The sequence below is a fragment of the Paradesertivirga mongoliensis genome, from assembly GCF_024436395.1.
Classification (GTDB): Bacteria; Bacteroidota; Bacteroidia; order Sphingobacteriales; family Sphingobacteriaceae; genus Paradesertivirga; species Paradesertivirga mongoliensis.
Genome location: NZ_JAFMZO010000001.1, coordinates 1,310,103 through 1,327,042, shown reverse-complemented (window position 1 = coordinate 1,327,042; position 16,940 = coordinate 1,310,103). Strand labels below are relative to the sequence as shown.

Below are 16,940 nucleotides of genomic sequence, written 5' to 3'. Positions count from 1 at the left end.
ACGTTAATCGTAAAAATTCCAGGTTACTCCAAACTTCAGCAGTTTGTTAGGCATTGGATACCGGTTCACTGTATAATATCCTTTCGAAAGCAAGCCTTGGTTGATATAATCATACCGCAGAAAGATATTAGCCCGTTTTAAAGCAAATTTGGCCCAAACATCGACGATTGGATACGACGAAAATTCAACTGCCGGTTCTGAATTATAAAACTGGTTGACATTGATTGCGTAGGACTGGGTCGGGAACGGACTGTTCCACCGTGCGTCAAACCCGAGATTGGTGGTAATGGATTTGAATAATCGCGCGCCAAAGTAAAAACTATTATACGTATATAGCTCCGGGGTTCTCAAAACGCTTGTAAAATCTGTTTTCTGATATACCACAAAGTTCTCTAGGGTGAACTTGCCAAACCTGCTTGTCTTGCCAAGAGTGATTTTCAGTAAATTGATATTCTTATCGAACTGCACCGGGCGAATCTGATTGGTATCGGTCGGTGCCGCCGAAGTAAAGTAAAGGTGATTGCTGATGAGATAGTAATCTGCCCTTGAGGTAAAACCAAACTTCGGGTTAAGATATGCGAACGACAGGCTGTTGGTTTTGGTTCGCTTAAAATTCTCGCGCCATTTGTGATAAGTGTAATCTACCTGCTCAAAAATCTGCTGGGGCGACTTATTCTGCAAGAACGCCCCTAAAACAATTCGCCCTACAGATCTGCTCAGGAGTATTTGTGTTTGCGCATTATAGAGATAGTCGCCGGCATTTTTCCCCTGCGCAATTTGCTGTATATCTCCATTTATGGAAACCCGGTCGCTAAATTGATATCCCGCATTAGCTTTTAGGGTTATATTGTGAAAGTTAGCAGACGAGTCAAGCTGGTTATACCAATAAAGATCGTGTTGAAGACCAACATCAAGCTTCATTTCATTTTTTATAAAACTCACCGAACGGCCTCTCAGATAAAAGCTGTACATAAATTCGTTCCGCAGGTTTCTTACCCGGGTAGAATCCAGGGTTAGAGGAACACCAGCGGCAAAACTTGAGTCCGGGTGAATTTTCGGAAAAACCGGATAAGCAGGATTTTGCTTCTCATTTTTAAAGAACTTATATACTTTGTTCGAATACGTGAGCGCATGCGAAACCCTCTGGGTAGGAAGAATATTTGAGTTGGTACTTTCTTCCAAACTGTCAAGTCTGCCTAAATAATAGAACTGCTTTACAAAAAACTCTTTGTGCTTCCATTCCTGATGAGGTGAACTTTTTTTATCAAACCTTGGACTTCCATTTCCTATCCTCACTACTTCAGAACCACTAATTTTGGGTCTTTCCGCACTAAAAATCTCCTCATTCACTATCGAACCGTTTTCGGCCGCCCGCAATGTATTGAAAAGTCCGTTTGCAAGTAAATTATATCGCCTGTTCGGCGATTCATACCAGGTAAATGCCGCTGCGTTTAGGTGGTCGGCCTTTTGATTGCGGTAAAAACCTTCTGATCCGATTCGAAAATAATTGGCGCCAAAGTTCCAGTTGGGTTTAATGTTTTGTGAATGCGTAACCTTAAAAAACTGCTCTTTAAGCTGTCCGTTAATATAACTCAAAGATGTAAACGGCGACCTTGCACGATAATATTTGATTGAATCTTGTGTAAGAAGATATAAATCAAGCGCATGAAACCCCGGATCAAATCCAATTGTGGACGAAGGAGTATATAACATCTCCCGGTAGGCTAAACCAAGGTTGCCTAAATTAATGGTGGGCTGATGGGGTTGATTCAATGGATTGTAATTATGAAACTGGCGGAAGCTAGTATCCAGAGGCAGAGTTTGGGTGCTATCCCGTAAAAGCCCGAGCGTAGTGTAACGTATAAACCTCGAAGTGATGATCAAGGTATCTCTTCCCTCGTCTTCCAGCTTACGCAGTGAGTCGAGTTCAGCTTTTGCATCTTGTTTGCCGGGCGTTCCGTTGCGGCCCGGACGCGCCGGCCTTGTCTGAGCCGCCAGGTCGATCGAACTCAAAATAAAAAGTAGTGATACACTCACAAGGAAAAGATTCTTCATTACAGGGAGGCGATCAATTCTTTAAATATTTTTGTCATTTGCGGCTCGGCTACTTCAGCCACCTTGATAATATCTTCTACCGATACTGGCTCAAGCACATCGTGAAAGCCTTCATCTGTCAGAATAGATATGGCAAAAACAGGCAATCCCATATGATTGGCCACGATAACCTCCGGGACTGTACTCATTCCTACTGCATCACCGCCAATAATCCGTAAATAGCGATACTCGGCCTTTGTTTCAAGATTTGGGCCCGCTACCGAAACATAAACACCTTTATGGCAGCGGATGTTATTCTTCGCAGCAATGTCGAGGCCTTTTTGAACCAGGTCTCTGCTATACGGCTGACTCATATCCGGAAACCGCGGTCCCAGCTCTTCAAAGTTTCTGCCTCTGAGAGGATTATCATGCTGCAGATTGATATGATCTTCGATGATCATCAGATCGCCGGTCTTAAAATCCGGATTGAGCGATCCGCTGGCATTAGAAACAAATATCTTAGTGATCCCCAGCATCTTCATCACCCTAACGGGAAAAGTAATCTGCTGCATGTCGTATCCTTCGTAGTAATGGAGGCGTCCTTGCATGGCCACCACTTTCTTCCCCTCAAGCATCCCGAAAATCAATCTTCCTGAGTGAAACTCGAGGGTAGAAATCGGAAAGTTTGGAATATTTGAATACATCAGCTTATGCTGGATTTCTATCTCGTTTACCAGCGCGCCCAAGCCAGTTCCAAGAATAATGCCTATTTCAGGTTCAAAATCTCCAATGCGGCTTTTGATGTAGGCAGTGGTGCTATATATTTCCTTCAACATACAATTCAATTAACTTATTAAACCGGGCTTCATCGGCCTGATGAAATCTGGCAGTAACCGGCAGGTAATAAACCGGTAAATCTTTTAAAAGTTCGAGTAACTCAGGCAGCTGCAAACGCTGGGCATCTTTCTCGGTTGTGATGATGATCTTTTCATCCGATGGACAGGCTCTGAACTCGCTTGCAAGTTTAGCAATATTTTTTGTGCTGAAAGTGTGGTGATCGGGGTAATCGTGGTGAATAACATCCCTGGAAAGGGATTTAACTTTTTTTAACAGGGGAACCGGATTAGCTATCCCGGTTAAGAGAAATACAGTGGACCGCGGCTCAATTGCCGACAAGTGCTTTTCCGGCTTGGAAGAGATAGAAACAAGGTTCCCATAATTCAGATAGGAGAAAAACAAACTTTGATGCGACAGGGGATGTATTCTATTTTTTACCTGCTCACTTTCAGCTTCCGAAAACTCGGCTGGACATTTCGATACTACCAGGATTTGCGCCCGTTTCCGGTTCGCAAAGGGCTCGCGGAGATTCCCGGCAGGGAGCACTACCAGAGGATTACTAATCTGCGTGTAGTCGAAAAGCAAAATACTTAATCCTGGTTTTACAGCCCGATGCTGAAAGGCATCGTCCAAAATGACCACATCATGGTTGGGTTGCAGGGCTGTTAAACCTATGACCCGCTTTTCTGCTACCGCTACTGTAATATTATCAAACTTCCTTCTAAATTGCAGGGGCTCATCTCCTACCAAGTCAGGGGTATCTTCAATATCCACCAGCCTGAAGCCAACAGCCTTCCGTCCGTATCCGCGGCTCAGAACGGCCATCCTGAACCGATTTTGCAGCAAGCGAACCAAATATTCGGCCATCGGACTTTTTCCGGCGCCTCCAATAGCCAGGTTTCCAACACTGATCACTTTTACCTGGAAAGAAGCAGACTTGAATATCCCAAAATCGTAGGCTTTGTTTCTAAGCCAGATAACACTACCGTAAATAAGAGAAAAAGGAAGCAACAGAAGTCGCAGATATTGCATGAGGTAAAGATACTAATTACAGCCTTTGAATGAAGATGGTTCAACTTTTAAATACGCAACAAAGCCGCGATCAGATGGTTATAATTGAACGTCTATACCAGGTCGTAAATCTAATTTTTATTAACTTGCATTATGAGCAAAGGATTTTTCAAAGTACCACCAGCCATCAACGAACCTGTTCTTAATTACGCTCCGGGAAGCGCTGAACGCAAGCTTTTGAAGGATGCACTTTCTAAAGCCTACGCAACTCGTGCAGATATACCCATGTATATTGGTGGCGAAGAAATACGTACCGGTGTAAAAAAGGAAGTCCGACCGCCTCATAATCATCAGCAGATAATCGGCCATTACCACGAAGGCGACAAAAGCCACGTTGAACAGGCGATTAAGGCCGCTCTTGCAGCAAAACATGCCTGGGCCGATCTCGCATGGGAACAACGTGCCGCCATATTTTTAAAAGCAGCCGAATTGGCCGCCGGCCCTTACAGATATCAGCTGAATGCGGCTACCATGCTGGCACAATCCAAAAACGCCTATCAGGCAGAAATAGATGCGGCCTGCGAGTTAATTGACTTTTTAAGGTTTAATGTTCAATACCTTGCTGAGATTTATGCACAGCAGCCTCCTGCTAACGCTAAAGGAGTTTGGAATCGTGTAGAACAACGTCCCTTAGAAGGATTTGTATTTGCATTAACACCTTTTAATTTTACTGCTATTGCCGCCAACCTCCCTGCCTCGGCCGCATTAATGGGCAATGTGGTAGTTTGGAAACCTGCCGAAGCCCAGATATATTCAGCTAATGTTATTATGCAGATTTTCCGCGAAGCGGGATTACCCCATGGCGTCATCAACCTGATATATGTCCATGGACCTGATGCGGGCGAAGTAATTTTCAACCATCGCGACTTTGCGGGAATACACTTTACAGGCTCCACGAAAGTATTTCAGGAAATCTGGAAAACTATCGGGACCAATATTCACAAGTACCGGTCGTATCCGCGTATTGTTGGCGAAACCGGAGGTAAAGATTTCATCCTGATTCATGGTTCGGCAGATATCCAGGTTTCTGCCACTGCTATTATCCGGGGAGCCTTTGAGTACCAGGGACAAAAATGCTCAGCTGCGTCCAGAATCTATGTCGCCGAATCGGTATGGCCGGAAATAAAAGAGGAAATACTGAAAGAACTGGCCACCATTAAGGTGGGGCCCGTAGAAGACTTTAGCAATTTTGTGAATGCGGTAATTAACGAGCAGTCGTTCGATAAACTAAGCAAAGCGATTGATGCCGCTAAAAGCGACCCATCTCTGGATGTTATTGCCGGAGGAAATTATGATAAATCTAAGGGCTATTTTATTGAGCCCACGGTAATAGTAACAAAAGATCCTTACTACATCACGATGTGCGAAGAGCTATTCGGCCCGGTTCTTACTATTCATGTATATCGTGATGCTGAGTTTGATAACATTCTCACGGTAATTGACAATACGTCCATTTACGCTTTAACAGGCGCGGTAATCGCTCAAGACCGGTACGCGATAGAAAAAGCCACAAACGCCCTGCGCAATGCTGCTGGTAATTTTTACATCAATGACAAATGCACAGGAGCCGTGGTGGGGCAACAACCCTTTGGCGGCGCCCGCGGTTCCGGAACAAATGATAAGGCGGGATCTATGATTAATTTGCTGCGCTGGGTATCGCCCCGCACCATTAAGGAAACTTTTGCCCCTGCTAAAGATTACCGGTATCCTTTTCATCAGGAAGAATAATCTTACCCTGCTTTTTGTAACCAATAAATGACAACAATATTAAACCCTAATATGCGTTTGAACATCTAAATTGAATACATTTGTATTTCACATTATAAGATATGAAAACCTTCTCCTTACTTACATTATCATCATTATTAATTTTCCTTGCTTTTAAGCCTGCAACTGAAACATTTAAGGTTGACACCGAAAAATCATCCATTGAATGGGTAGCCGGTAAAGTTGGTGGAAGCCATAAAGGGACCATAGGAATTGCTTTAGGAAAACTGGACTATGATGGCAAAGCATTAAAGGGAGGAAGTTTCGCGATAGATATGACATCGATTGTCATTACAGATCTTCAGGGAAATTCTAATAAAAATCTCTTGAACCATTTGAAAGGAGATGATTTCTTTTCAGTGGCAAAACATCCGTCGGCAACCTTCGAGATTACAAAAATAACTCCTGATGGAACTGACCGCGTAAATATTACGGGAAATCTAAGCATTAAGGGAATTTCAAACTCAATTACCTTCCCGGCAACTGTAAAAAGACAAAAAAATGTAGTTGTCGCAGTAGCTAAGGGAGTAAAAGTCGACAGAACCAAATACGACATTAAATATCGCTCCAAAAGCTTTTTTGGAGATATAGGCGACAAAGCGATTGATGATGAATTTGAGTTATCAATCAATTTGGTAGCCACCAAGTAAACAAAGATCTTTTTTTTATGGTTGGTTTTGTTGGTAAGAATCCGGGTTAATCCCGGATTCTTTATTTATACGGGTATAATTTTGAACCCGCCATCTTCTTCAGCAACTTTTGTAATGGTCTGACTTTTGGCATGATAGTACAAGCATGTCCAGTTATTCTCAGCAGCCATCTTTCCGTAAACTTCACGCAACTCCATTGCCCGGGCTCCGTCAAAATCATACTTCGCCTTAAATTTCCTTAAAAGCTGTTCTGGCTCAGGCAGAATATCAGCACCGAAAAATATCTTTTCATCCCCTTCCTCAATCAAAAACACCTGGTGAAACTCGCAATGACCGCCAGTGAGCTCGTAGCTTATACCGTTGTCAAGCTTTCCGTTTCCTTCAATAAAATGAATGCTTCCGCTGCGCTGCACCACATCAAAAATCTCTGTGCGATATGACTTTGATGAAGAACTGAATGCAGCTTCCCATTCGCCGCGCTGAATGACGTATTCGGCATTCGGAAATGTAAGTTCCATCTTCCCATCCCGTTCATAGATCATTCCGCCGGAGTGATCGTAATGAAGATGCGACATCAGCAAATATTTCACATCCCGGTAGTCGTATCCGGCCTTACGTATATTTTCATGAATAATTAACTCGCCACTCTCATTTTTAAAGCCCAGGCCGGCGTCTAATACCATTAAACCGCCTGACGTTTCTAACAGAAATGGCTGAACATAAACAAATAATGATGCCGGGCGATCTTTTGGACTATGAATAGCCGGATCAAATGGAATAAACTTTTTGGAGCTATCGACAGAATAAGACCCTTCGTGGAGCGCGTAAACTTTCACAGAAAAAAATGCTAATTGAGAATGAAATACTTACAAACTGAGGTCCTGTAAATTTCCATTTATATAGTATATTTACCCGTTAGACCTTGACAAAGATATGCAAAAAAGGTGGGTAGAGCAGGAAGTAACTAATCAAAAAGCCATACAGGACTTAATGCAATCACTTCAGGTAGACGAAGTACTGGCCACACTTTTGGTGGGCCGGGGCATCACTACTTTTGAAGATGCCCGTTGCTTTTTCAGGCCCGACCTGTGCCATCTCCACGATCCGTTTTTGATGGCCGATATGGAGAAAGCTATCCTGCGTATCGAGAAAGCTATCCTTGCTGAAGAAAAGATCCTCATATATGGCGATTATGATGTAGATGGTACCACTTCGGTAGCGTTGGTTTACAGCTTCTTCAGAAAATATCACAAGCACCTCGATTATTATATCCCCGACAGGTATAAAGAAGGTTACGGGATTTCTTTCCAGGGGATAGACTATGCTGCAGAGCATGGGTACAGTCTCATTATCGCTTTAGACTGTGGCATTAAATCTGTCGATAAAATTGACTACGCCAATACTTTAAAGATTGATTTTGTCATTTGCGATCACCATACACCCGGCTCGATTCTGCCCGATGCGATTGCAGTTCTTGACCCTAAACGTGCCGATTGCGACTACCCGTTTAAAGAACTTTCTGGCTGTGGAATAGGATTTAAACTTGTTCAGGCTTATGCGCAGAAAAATGACATTCCCTTTGAGGAAATCTGCTGCTATCTTGATCTGGTGGCAGTAAGTATCGCCTCAGATATTGTACCTATTACCGGTGAAAATAGAGTCCTGGCCTGGTACGGATTAAAAAAATTAAATGAATCACCCTGCAACGGACTTGCGGCTCTGATTGAAATATCAGGAAAAAAGCAATACACCATTTCGGATGTGGTTTTTATGATTGGACCGCGAATTAACGCCGCAGGTAGGATTGATGATGCTAAACACTCTGTTAGCCTGTTGATTGCCGATGACGATGTTGCAGCAAAAAGTCAGAGTCTGATAATCAATCTTAAAAACTCTGAACGTAAGGAATTCGACAGTTCTATTACTGAACAAGCTCTGGCTATGCTAGACAATGATCCCACACAGTTAAATCGTAAGACCACCGTAGTTTATGACGAAAACTGGCATAAAGGAGTAATAGGTATTGTGGCCTCTCGCCTCACTGAGAAATATTACCGGCCCACCATCGTGTTAACGAAATCTAACGGCCATGCTGCCGGCTCCGCCCGCTCAGTTTTAGGTTTCGATTTATACGAAGCTTTAAGTTCCTGTAGTGATTTACTTGAGCAGTTCGGAGGCCATAAATATGCAGCTGGCTTAACGATAAAACCCGAGAACATTCCCGCATTACAACAACGGTTTGAAGACGTGGTATCTCAAACCATTCCGGCCGAATTGCTGATTCAGGAAATTAGTATCGACGCAACAATCAAATTAAAAGACATTAACGGGAAACTGTTCAGAATATTAAACCAGTTTGCTCCTTTCGGGCCCATGAACCTGGCACCAATATTCCTCACAAAAAATGTTAAATTAAATGGGAACGCTTCTATAGTTGGCAATAATCACTTAAAATTGTGCATTTGCGAAGAAGATTCGCCAGCATTTGAATGTATCGGATTTAACCTGGGCGAGCATCTTTCCCTAGTTCAAAGAGGACAGCCCTTCGATATATGTTATACCATCGAAGAAAATGTATGGAAAGAGAAACGCTCTGTACAATTAAATGTTAAAGGAATTCGCAGCAGCGCAGACAGAACGAAATGATCCTCAGAGCAGAAAACCTGGTAAAGAAATACAAGCAGCGAACCGTTGTAAATAATGTCTCGTTCCATGTTGAGCAAGGCGAAATTGTAGGATTGCTTGGGCCAAATGGTGCCGGAAAAACTACTTCATTTTACATGATTGTAGGTTTAATAAAACCTAATGAAGGTCATGTTTATCTCGAGGATGAAGAAATAACAGGTGATCCGATGTATCGCAGGGCGCAAAAAGGAATCGGTTATCTTGCGCAGGAAGCGTCGGTTTTCAGGAAGCTTTCTGTAGAAGATAATATCAAGGCAGTGCTCGAAATGGGGAAATATACCAAAGCAGAGCAAAAAGACAAGTTAGACGAACTGCTTACCGAATTTAGCTTACACAGAGTTGCAAAAAACCGCGGCGATCTGCTATCGGGTGGTGAACGCAGGCGGACTGAAATAGCACGTGCTTTGGCCGCAAACCCAAACTTCATTTTACTGGATGAACCCTTTGCCGGTGTGGATCCGATTGCGGTGGAGGAGATCCAATCTATTGTAGCTAAACTTAAACATAGAAACATCGGAATTCTAATCACCGATCACAATGTGCAAGAAACTCTTTCGATAACAGACCGTGCTTATCTGCTTACCGAAGGTAAAATCATGTTAACAGGCACCCCGCAAGAGATTGCAAACAACGAAATGGCCAGAAAATTCTATCTTGGTCAGCACTTCGAATTGCGAAGAAAAAACATAACTAAACCTTCTTTACCGAATGACAATAGTTAACTCCATTGCTACCTGGTTTATCAAGAAAAGGATGCACCAGATAGATTTGTTCATTAAGTATCCGCACGATGTGCAGGATGAGCTTTTTGGCAATCTTATAAGCCAGGCACAGCATACCGAATGGGGAAAGAAATATGGCTACGAATCCATCCGTAATCAAGAACAATTTAAAGAACGGGTTCCTATACAAGATTACGAATCGTTAAAGCCTTATATAGAGCGGATGCTCCAGGGGCAGCAAAATATTCTCTGGGGCTCAGAAATTAAGTGGTTTGCCAAATCGTCGGGTACAACCAACGACAGGAGTAAATTTATTCCGGTTAGCCACGAGTCGCTGGAAGAATGCCACTACAAGGGCGGGAAAGACATGCTCGCCATTTACTGCAACAACCGCCCCAATGCACAGATCTTTACCGGTAAGGCATTAACTCTGGGCGGAAGCCATCAGGTTACTCAGAGCGGAGATATTTCCTTTGGGGATTTGTCTGCCGTGTTGCTAAAAAATCTGCCAATGTGGGCAGAATATATGCGTACCCCCGAACTTGCCATCACTTTGTTAGATAATTACGAAGAAAAGATTGAAAAGATTGCTCATGCCACAAAGGACGTGAACGTAACGAATATGGCAGGTGTTCCAACCTGGACCGTTGTTCTTGCAAAACGATTAATGGAGATCACCGGTAAAGACAACCTGCTCGAAATATGGCCAAATCTGGAGTTATATGTTCATGGTGCGGTAAACTTCACCCCCTACCGGGAACAGTTTAAAAGACTTATTCCATCGGACTCGATGTATTACCTGGAAACTTATAATGCTTCAGAAGGATTTTTCGGGATACAGGATCAATCCAACTCTGAAGAAATGCTTTTGATGCTGGATTACGGCATCTTCTATGAGTTTCTCCCAATGGAAAACTTTGGTGAAGAAAATCCCAGGACACTGGGATTAAATGAAGTGGAGCTCAATAAAAATTATGCTCTGATAATTTCTACCAATGGAGGCTTGTGGAGATACACTATTGGCGACACAATCAAATTCACTTCTTTATCTCCATATCGCATACAGATCACAGGCCGAACCAAACACTTCATCAATGCCTTCGGAGAAGAAGTGATAGTAGATAATGCAGAAAAAGCACTAACAAAGGCCTGCAGCGAAACCGGGGCTTCTATACGTGATTATACAGCATGCCCCATCTATTTCCAGGGTAATGATGCCGGAGGACACGAATGGATTATTGAGTTTGAACAAGCACCTGATAATATCGGGCAGTTTACAGATATTTTGGACAATACTCTCCGCGAAATTAATTCCGACTATGATGCTAAGCGTTTTAAAGATATGGCGCTTCGCAGGCCGACAATACACCTCGCTCCAGAAGGAACCTTTTATAATTGGCTGAAAAATAAAGGCAAATTAGGCGGACAGCACAAAGTACCAAGATTGGCCAATGAGCGCAAGTATGTCGAGGAGATTTTAGCGATGATGGACAACCAAACCTGAACTCCTCTATTTTGATTCAGCTTCAATACATAGTGTTTCCTCTGCATTAAACACCATTAGCATCAGAAGAGTGATGTTCCTTTCGTTTCGGGAATATAAGCGAAGCCACAATACTAACTGTCAAGATTGTAACAATTATGATTAAGGAATGGGAAGTTTTGAATCCCCAGCCTTGTAACCAGTGGTGCCCCAGCATCTTTACTCCGATAAATACGAGCAGAACCGCCAGTCCGACTTTAAGATAATGGAACTTGTGAATAATGTTCACTAATAGGAAAAACATCGATCTCAAGCCCAGAATTGCAAAAATATTGGAGAAGAATACGATATATGGATCTTTCGTTACAGCAAAGATCGCGGGAATAGAATCTACAGCGAAAATGAGATCGGTAAATTCAACAATAAGTAATACCAGAAAGAGAGGCGTTACCAATCGTTTTCCATTGATATGGATAAAAAATTTGTTACCGACAAACTCTGGATGGATAGCAAAAAACTTCGAAGCCAGCCTCACAACTTTGTGGTTCTCCGGATCAATCTGGGTTTCGCTATCTCTCTGAATGAACATCATAATCCCGGTGTAAACCAGGAAAGCGCCAAATACATATAAGATCCATTCAAACCGATCGATAAGGGTTGCGCCTAGAAAAATAAACAGGAACCGCATTACTACTGCCCCTATAATACCCCAGAATAACACCCGGTGGTAATATTTTTCATTCACTCCAAAAGCGCTGAAAATCAACACCATCACAAAAATATTATCAACCGAAAGGGCATATTCAATTACATAGCCTGTAATAAACTCGATAGCCAGATTTTGTTTGTACAACTGCAGACTCCCCACAAAGTCGTTGGGGTTAAGCTTAATATTGTGGAGATGAGCTTCTGTAAGCGCTTCCAGCTCAGCAAAATTGGTTATCCCGTGTAGTTGGTGGCCCTCGGTCAACAGAAGAAAATAGAAACCTATTGCAAATGAGACCCAGATGAAACTCATGATTGCTGCCTCTTTAAGCTTCACTACATGATCTTTTTTATTGAACATGCCGAGATCTATAGACAACATCAGAATAATAAAAACCAGGAAACCCCCAAAAAACACCAATTCGTTCGACATAAAATTATTTTTTTCGTTCGGTAGTAAATCTTACCAATTGCTCTAAAGCCGTTCTTGCCTCGTGATCTGAAAAACCATTTAAAACCTCAAAAGCAGCTTCCTGATACCTGTGCATCTGCATTTCTGCATACGCCAACCCACCACTGTTCCGAACGAAGTAAATTACTTCCTGGACCTTTTGAGCATCCTCATTATGGTTTTTAACAAGGTTGATAATCCTATGTTTTTCAGCTTTAGAAGATTTGCTTAGCGCGTATATTAAAGGGAGGGTTATTTTCTTCTCCTTTATATCAATGCCCAAAGGCTTTCCTACATCGTCGGTACCAAAATCAAACAGATCATCTTTTATTTGAAAGGCCATCCCAACGTTTTCGCCAAAAACTCGCATCTTTTCTATCATCTCTGGACTGGCACCCGCCGAAGCGGCTCCAACCGCACAGCAAGAAGCAATCAGAGAAGCCGTTTTCTGACGGATAACCTCGTAATATATACTTTCATTGATATCGAGTTTACGAGCTTTTTCCATTTGCAGCAACTCTCCTTCGCTCATTTGCTGAACCGCATGATTCACTATCTGAAGCAGACCGAAATCAGAATTTTGCAAAGAAAGATGCATGCCCTTTGCCAGTAAAAAGTCTCCTACCAAAACAGCTATCTTGTTTTTCCAGAGAGCATTGACAGAGAAAAAACCACGTCTTTCATAAGAATTATCCACCACGTCGTCGTGAACCAAAGTAGCCGTATGAAGTAATTCTACCAGCGCTGCCCCACGATGTGTTGCTTCTGTAATGCCACCAGCAAGACTGGCAGAAAAGAACACAAACATAGGGCGGATCTGCTTCCCCTTCCGTTTCACAATGTAATGTGTGATACGATCGAGCAAGGGTACAGAGCTCTTCATTGAAGCTTTAAATTTATCTTCAAATAAATCGAGGTCTTTTTCTATGGGTTTTTTTATCTCGTCGAGCTTTGACATGAAGCCTAAAATGCATGAAAATGCTACGCACCGCGCATTGCTGCAAACATAGTTTAAAAAATGCAGATGTTAAATGAGCATTTGTATTAATCCTTTTATGATCTGATAACTTTTTTTGAAAAAAATCAAAATTCTTCATCTTCCCTTCATCTTGCCGGTCTAGTTTCGTTCTATCAAAAAAACAATAACACACACTTAAATTATTATACGCATGAAAACAAATACATTTTTTAAAAACTTATCGGTTTTTGCGATAGCGGGTTTATTCGCATTAACTTCCTGCGAGAAGCAGACAGAAGTTCCTGAAAACAATGAGGCAGAAGAAAACAACGCCATTATGGTTGCTGAAGCAACTGCTTCTTCTGATGCTGTATTTATTGTAAACGCTGTTCCTGCAGGTGCTGAAAAAGACTCGGTTGCTACCAGCGACCTACACACAAACATCAACACCTATCTTAATGCAAACTATAGCGGGTTTACACATTTCAAAGCATTCAAAATCAAAAAGAACAGTTCGCTTGAAGGTTATATCGTAGTAATCAAATACAATGAAAAACCCGTTGGTTTACTTTTCGATGAAGACGGAAACTTTATCAGGATATTCGAACAAAGAGAGCGGGGGCAATTTAGCGGAAAGGGCTGGAAACACGGTGGCCGCTTCGATGGACGCGACGGAAAGCACAGGGATACCATTGCTTTGAGTTCACTTTCGGCAGCAGTAAAAACATACTTCTTAATCAGCTATCCACAAGATACTTTATTAGCTGCTCATGCAGGAAAAAATGGTGATATCGTAGTGATCTCGGCAAATAACGGACTTTATGCTACCTTGTTCAATTCTAGCAGCATATTTGTTAAACGTGCCCAGCTGATTTTAAAAGCAGGTAGAAAAGCAGCCATTACACAGGCTCAACTCTCGGCAAACATCGCGAACTACCTGTTATCTACCTACCCAGGATATGTTTTTCACAGAGCCTATGAAGTAAAGGTAAATTCAACCACTCAAGCGTACGTAGTGTTCATCGATTCGAACGACACAAAATATGCGCTTCATTTTGATGCTAGTGGAAACCTTGTAAAAACTGTAGTCATCAGATAAGCATCCCACACACATATATATATCTAAACAGCATCCTTTTAATTATGGATGCTGTTTTCTTTTTTATCCCCATACAGAACCTTAATAATACAGTAGCAATTCAGGCTGACATACACATTCTCCATTCAGGAAAATGCACTTACAAAACATTTTATCTTTTTTAGTGAATGCTAATATTTTTAGCATTATTTTTGTTGTCCTTATTATTAATCATGAATATACTTGCCAGCAAAAAGGATATCATCACTAATCTGCAAAAAAATATTTTGCAGTGGCAAGGTATTAATATTCCCCAGGCATGCACCGTTCGGTTTGCAGGACTGGAGCTCTTAGAGGCCGCCTTTCCTAATGCAGTTTTTCCAACAGGAGCGATACATGAATTTCTAACAGAGCAACAGGAACATGCTGCTGCTTGTGCGGGTTTCCTGGGGGGCCTGCTAAAAGTACTGATGCAGCAAGGCAGTATTTGTTTATGGGTTAGCACCTCCCGATCTGTGTTTCCGCCAGCTTTAAAAAACTTTGGTGTAGCTCCCGACCGCATTGTCTTTATCGATCTTCCCCGCGAAAGAGATATTCTATGGGTAATGGAAGAAGCCTTAAAATGCAGCTCGCTTGCGGCAGTGGTGGCAGAAATTGGCGACCTGAGTTTTACAGAATCCCGAAGGTTGCAACTGGTGGTTGAAAAAAGCAAGGTAACGGGATTTCTCCTGAGAAAAAACACGAAAAAGCTGAGTACGACAGCTTGTGTGGCCCGCTGGAAGATTACTCCCCTGCCCACTGAACTGGAAGAAGGTATGCCAGGCCTCGGCTTTCCACGATGGAATGTAGAATTACTGAAAGTACGCAATGGCAATCCCGGATCATGGACCATTGAATGGTGTGCAGGAAAGTTTGTGCCGGTGATTAGGGAAAGTACAGGACTATCAATCGCAGAGGAATACACACGACAAACCGGATAGGAGGATGAGATGCAAAAACGATATGCTGCAATTTGGTTCCGTCATTTAACGACAGACTGGTTAACACTCCACCGGCCAGAACTGAAGCAATTACCTTTTGTTTTGGCGGCAACAGAACATAATCGCAAGGTAATTACGGCGGCTACCTCTCTAGCCGAATCACAAGGTATACAAGTGGGAATGGCTGTAGCTGATGCAAAAGCGATGATTCCGGATCTACTGGTGTTTGATGAAAAGCCGGCTCGTGAGAAACGCTTGCTGAAAGCACTTGCAGAGTGGTGTATCCGTTACACACCTTTTGTGGCGCTTGATCTGCCGGATGGATTAATCCTTGATATTAGCGGCTGTACCCATCTCTGGGGAGGAGAAAAAACATATTTGAAAGACATTGTAACACGATTGCGTGGTTCTGGATATGATGTACGTGCCGCGATAGCGGATACTGTAGGAACGGCATGGGCAGTTTCCCGTTTTGGTCAGGTAAGCCCGGTTATTGAAAGCGGTGCTCAGGCTTCTGCACTGTTGCCTCTTCCGGCAGCGGCCTTACGGTTAGACTCTAATATTCTGACAAGATTACAAAAGCTGGGTTTGTATCAGATTGGAAGTTTCATCGGCATGCCTCGTTCCGCTTTGCGCAGACGCTTTGGTGAGGATCTGTTGTTGAGACTGGCACAAGCCCTAGGTCAGACAGAAGAATATATTCAGCCAATAGTAGTACCCGAACCATGGCAGGAACGATTGCCATGTATGGAGCCTATTCGTACAGCCGCCGGAATTGAGATTGCCATTAAGCAACTACTGGAAACGCTTTGCCTGCGTCTTCAGCAGGAGGGTAAAGGAATAAGGACAGCAATACTAAAGTGTTATCGTGTGGACGGCAAAATTCAGCAGGTAGAAATTGGAACGAATAAAGCATCTCATCATGTTCAGCATCTTTTTAAGTTATTCGAGCTAAAAATAAGCTCTATTGCTCCCGGCTTAGGCATTGAGCTTTTTACACTGGAAGCGCTGAAGGTGGAGGGGGTTTCGATTCTTCAAGAAGCTTTATGGGGAGGCAATCCTGGTCTGGATGACGAGAAAGTAGCAGAATTACTCGACCGGATAACAGCCAAAGTTGGAACAGGGACCATTCACCGTTATCTGCCTGATGAACATTACTGGCCGGAGCGATCCATCAAGCCGGCAGCATCTTTACAGGAGCCGGCAATTACCACATGGCGCAGCGACAGGCCCAGGCCGCTGAGACTTTTAGCCACACCTGCACCGGTTGATGTAACTGCACCCATACCGGATTATCCTCCGCTAATGTTTCGATACAAAGGTGAGGTGCACCATATCAGGAAGGCTGATGGCCCGGAACGAATTGAACGGGAATGGTGGCTGGAAGGTGGAGAGCATAGAGATTATTATAACGTAGAAGATCGGAACGGGCAACGATACTGGTTGTTTCGATCCGGGCATTATGATACAAGTGAAAAAAAACAGTGGTATTTACATGGCTTTTTTGCATGAAAATTGG

At 42.9% G+C, this 16,940-nt stretch carries 14 protein-coding genes; 8 read left to right on the top strand and 6 right to left on the bottom strand.

The window, feature by feature from the left end; all coding sequences use genetic code 11:
- Nucleotides 1-3: 3 nt before the first annotated feature.
- From J3P43_RS05500 to lpxK, 3 genes are read right to left on the bottom strand one after another with little or no spacing between them, the layout of a single operon-like run.
- Entirely contained in the window at nt 4-2,055 is a 2,052-nt protein-coding gene (locus J3P43_RS05500; RefSeq protein WP_255900057.1) for a putative porin, read from the bottom strand.
- A complete protein-coding gene (locus J3P43_RS05495; RefSeq protein ID WP_255900055.1) occupies nt 2,055-2,870 on the bottom strand; it encodes a purine-nucleoside phosphorylase in 816 nt (271 codons plus the stop codon). The genes J3P43_RS05500 and J3P43_RS05495 overlap by 1 nt, the downstream gene beginning before the upstream one ends.
- Entirely contained in the window at nt 2,851-3,903 is a 1,053-nt protein-coding gene (lpxK, locus tag J3P43_RS05490) for a tetraacyldisaccharide 4'-kinase (RefSeq protein WP_255900053.1), read from the bottom strand. Before lpxK ends, J3P43_RS05495 begins: the two co-directional genes overlap by 20 nt.
- Before the next feature lie 132 nt (nt 3,904-4,035).
- Between lpxK and pruA the strand changes: the two genes are divergently transcribed.
- Nucleotides 4,036-5,670: an L-glutamate gamma-semialdehyde dehydrogenase gene (pruA, locus tag J3P43_RS05485; protein ID WP_255900051.1), complete on the top strand. Its 1,635-nt coding sequence runs from the start codon at nt 4,036-4,038 to the stop codon at nt 5,668-5,670.
- A gap of 101 nt (nt 5,671-5,771) precedes the next feature.
- Entirely contained in the window at nt 5,772-6,359 is a 588-nt protein-coding gene (locus J3P43_RS05480; protein ID WP_255900049.1) for a YceI family protein, read from the top strand.
- A gap of 65 nt (nt 6,360-6,424) precedes the next feature.
- On the opposite strand, the gene J3P43_RS05475 is transcribed toward J3P43_RS05480, so the two are convergent.
- Nucleotides 6,425-7,195: an MBL fold metallo-hydrolase gene (locus J3P43_RS05475; protein WP_255900047.1), complete on the bottom strand. Its 771-nt coding sequence runs from the start codon at nt 7,193-7,195 to the stop codon at nt 6,425-6,427.
- A 97-nt stretch (nt 7,196-7,292) separates the two neighbouring features.
- On the opposite strand from J3P43_RS05475, the gene recJ reads away from it, so the two are divergent.
- Genes recJ through J3P43_RS05460 form a run of 3 tightly spaced genes read left to right on the top strand, consistent with a single transcriptional unit; the run spans nt 7,293 to nt 11,270 of the window.
- Nucleotides 7,293-9,005: a single-stranded-DNA-specific exonuclease RecJ gene (gene recJ / locus J3P43_RS05470; RefSeq protein ID WP_255900045.1), complete on the top strand. Its 1,713-nt coding sequence runs from the start codon at nt 7,293-7,295 to the stop codon at nt 9,003-9,005.
- Entirely contained in the window at nt 9,002-9,766 is a 765-nt protein-coding gene (gene lptB, locus J3P43_RS05465) for an LPS export ABC transporter ATP-binding protein (protein ID WP_255900043.1), read from the top strand. Before recJ ends, lptB begins: the two co-directional genes overlap by 4 nt.
- The gene (locus J3P43_RS05460) at nt 9,753-11,270 is read left to right on the top strand and encodes a GH3 auxin-responsive promoter family protein (protein ID WP_255900041.1); all 1,518 of its coding nucleotides are present in this window, start codon (nt 9,753-9,755) and stop codon (nt 11,268-11,270) included. The genes lptB and J3P43_RS05460 overlap by 14 nt, the downstream gene beginning before the upstream one ends.
- 46 nt (nt 11,271-11,316) lie before the next feature.
- Here J3P43_RS05460 and J3P43_RS05455 read toward each other — a convergent pair whose 3' ends face one another.
- Entirely contained in the window at nt 11,317-12,387 is a 1,071-nt protein-coding gene (locus tag J3P43_RS05455) for a TerC family protein (RefSeq protein ID WP_255900039.1), read from the bottom strand.
- Nucleotides 12,388-12,391: 4 nt separating this feature from the next.
- Nucleotides 12,392-13,363, bottom strand: a complete 972-nt coding sequence (locus J3P43_RS05450) for a polyprenyl synthetase family protein (RefSeq protein ID WP_255900037.1) — start codon at nt 13,361-13,363, stop codon at nt 12,392-12,394.
- A gap of 211 nt (nt 13,364-13,574) precedes the next feature.
- Here J3P43_RS05450 and J3P43_RS05445 point away from each other — a divergent pair, with 211 nt between their 5' ends.
- From J3P43_RS05445 to J3P43_RS05435, 3 genes are all read left to right on the top strand, one after another.
- Nucleotides 13,575-14,462, top strand: coding sequence for a PepSY-like domain-containing protein (locus J3P43_RS05445; RefSeq protein WP_255900035.1), 888 nt, complete (start codon nt 13,575-13,577; stop codon nt 14,460-14,462).
- A gap of 212 nt (nt 14,463-14,674) precedes the next feature.
- A complete protein-coding gene (locus J3P43_RS05440; RefSeq protein WP_255900033.1) occupies nt 14,675-15,421 on the top strand; it encodes an ImuA family protein in 747 nt (248 codons plus the stop codon).
- Between the two features lie 9 nt (nt 15,422-15,430).
- The gene (locus tag J3P43_RS05435; RefSeq protein WP_255900031.1) at nt 15,431-16,933 is read left to right on the top strand and encodes a Y-family DNA polymerase; all 1,503 of its coding nucleotides are present in this window, start codon (nt 15,431-15,433) and stop codon (nt 16,931-16,933) included.
- Nucleotides 16,934-16,940 lie beyond the last annotated feature (7 nt).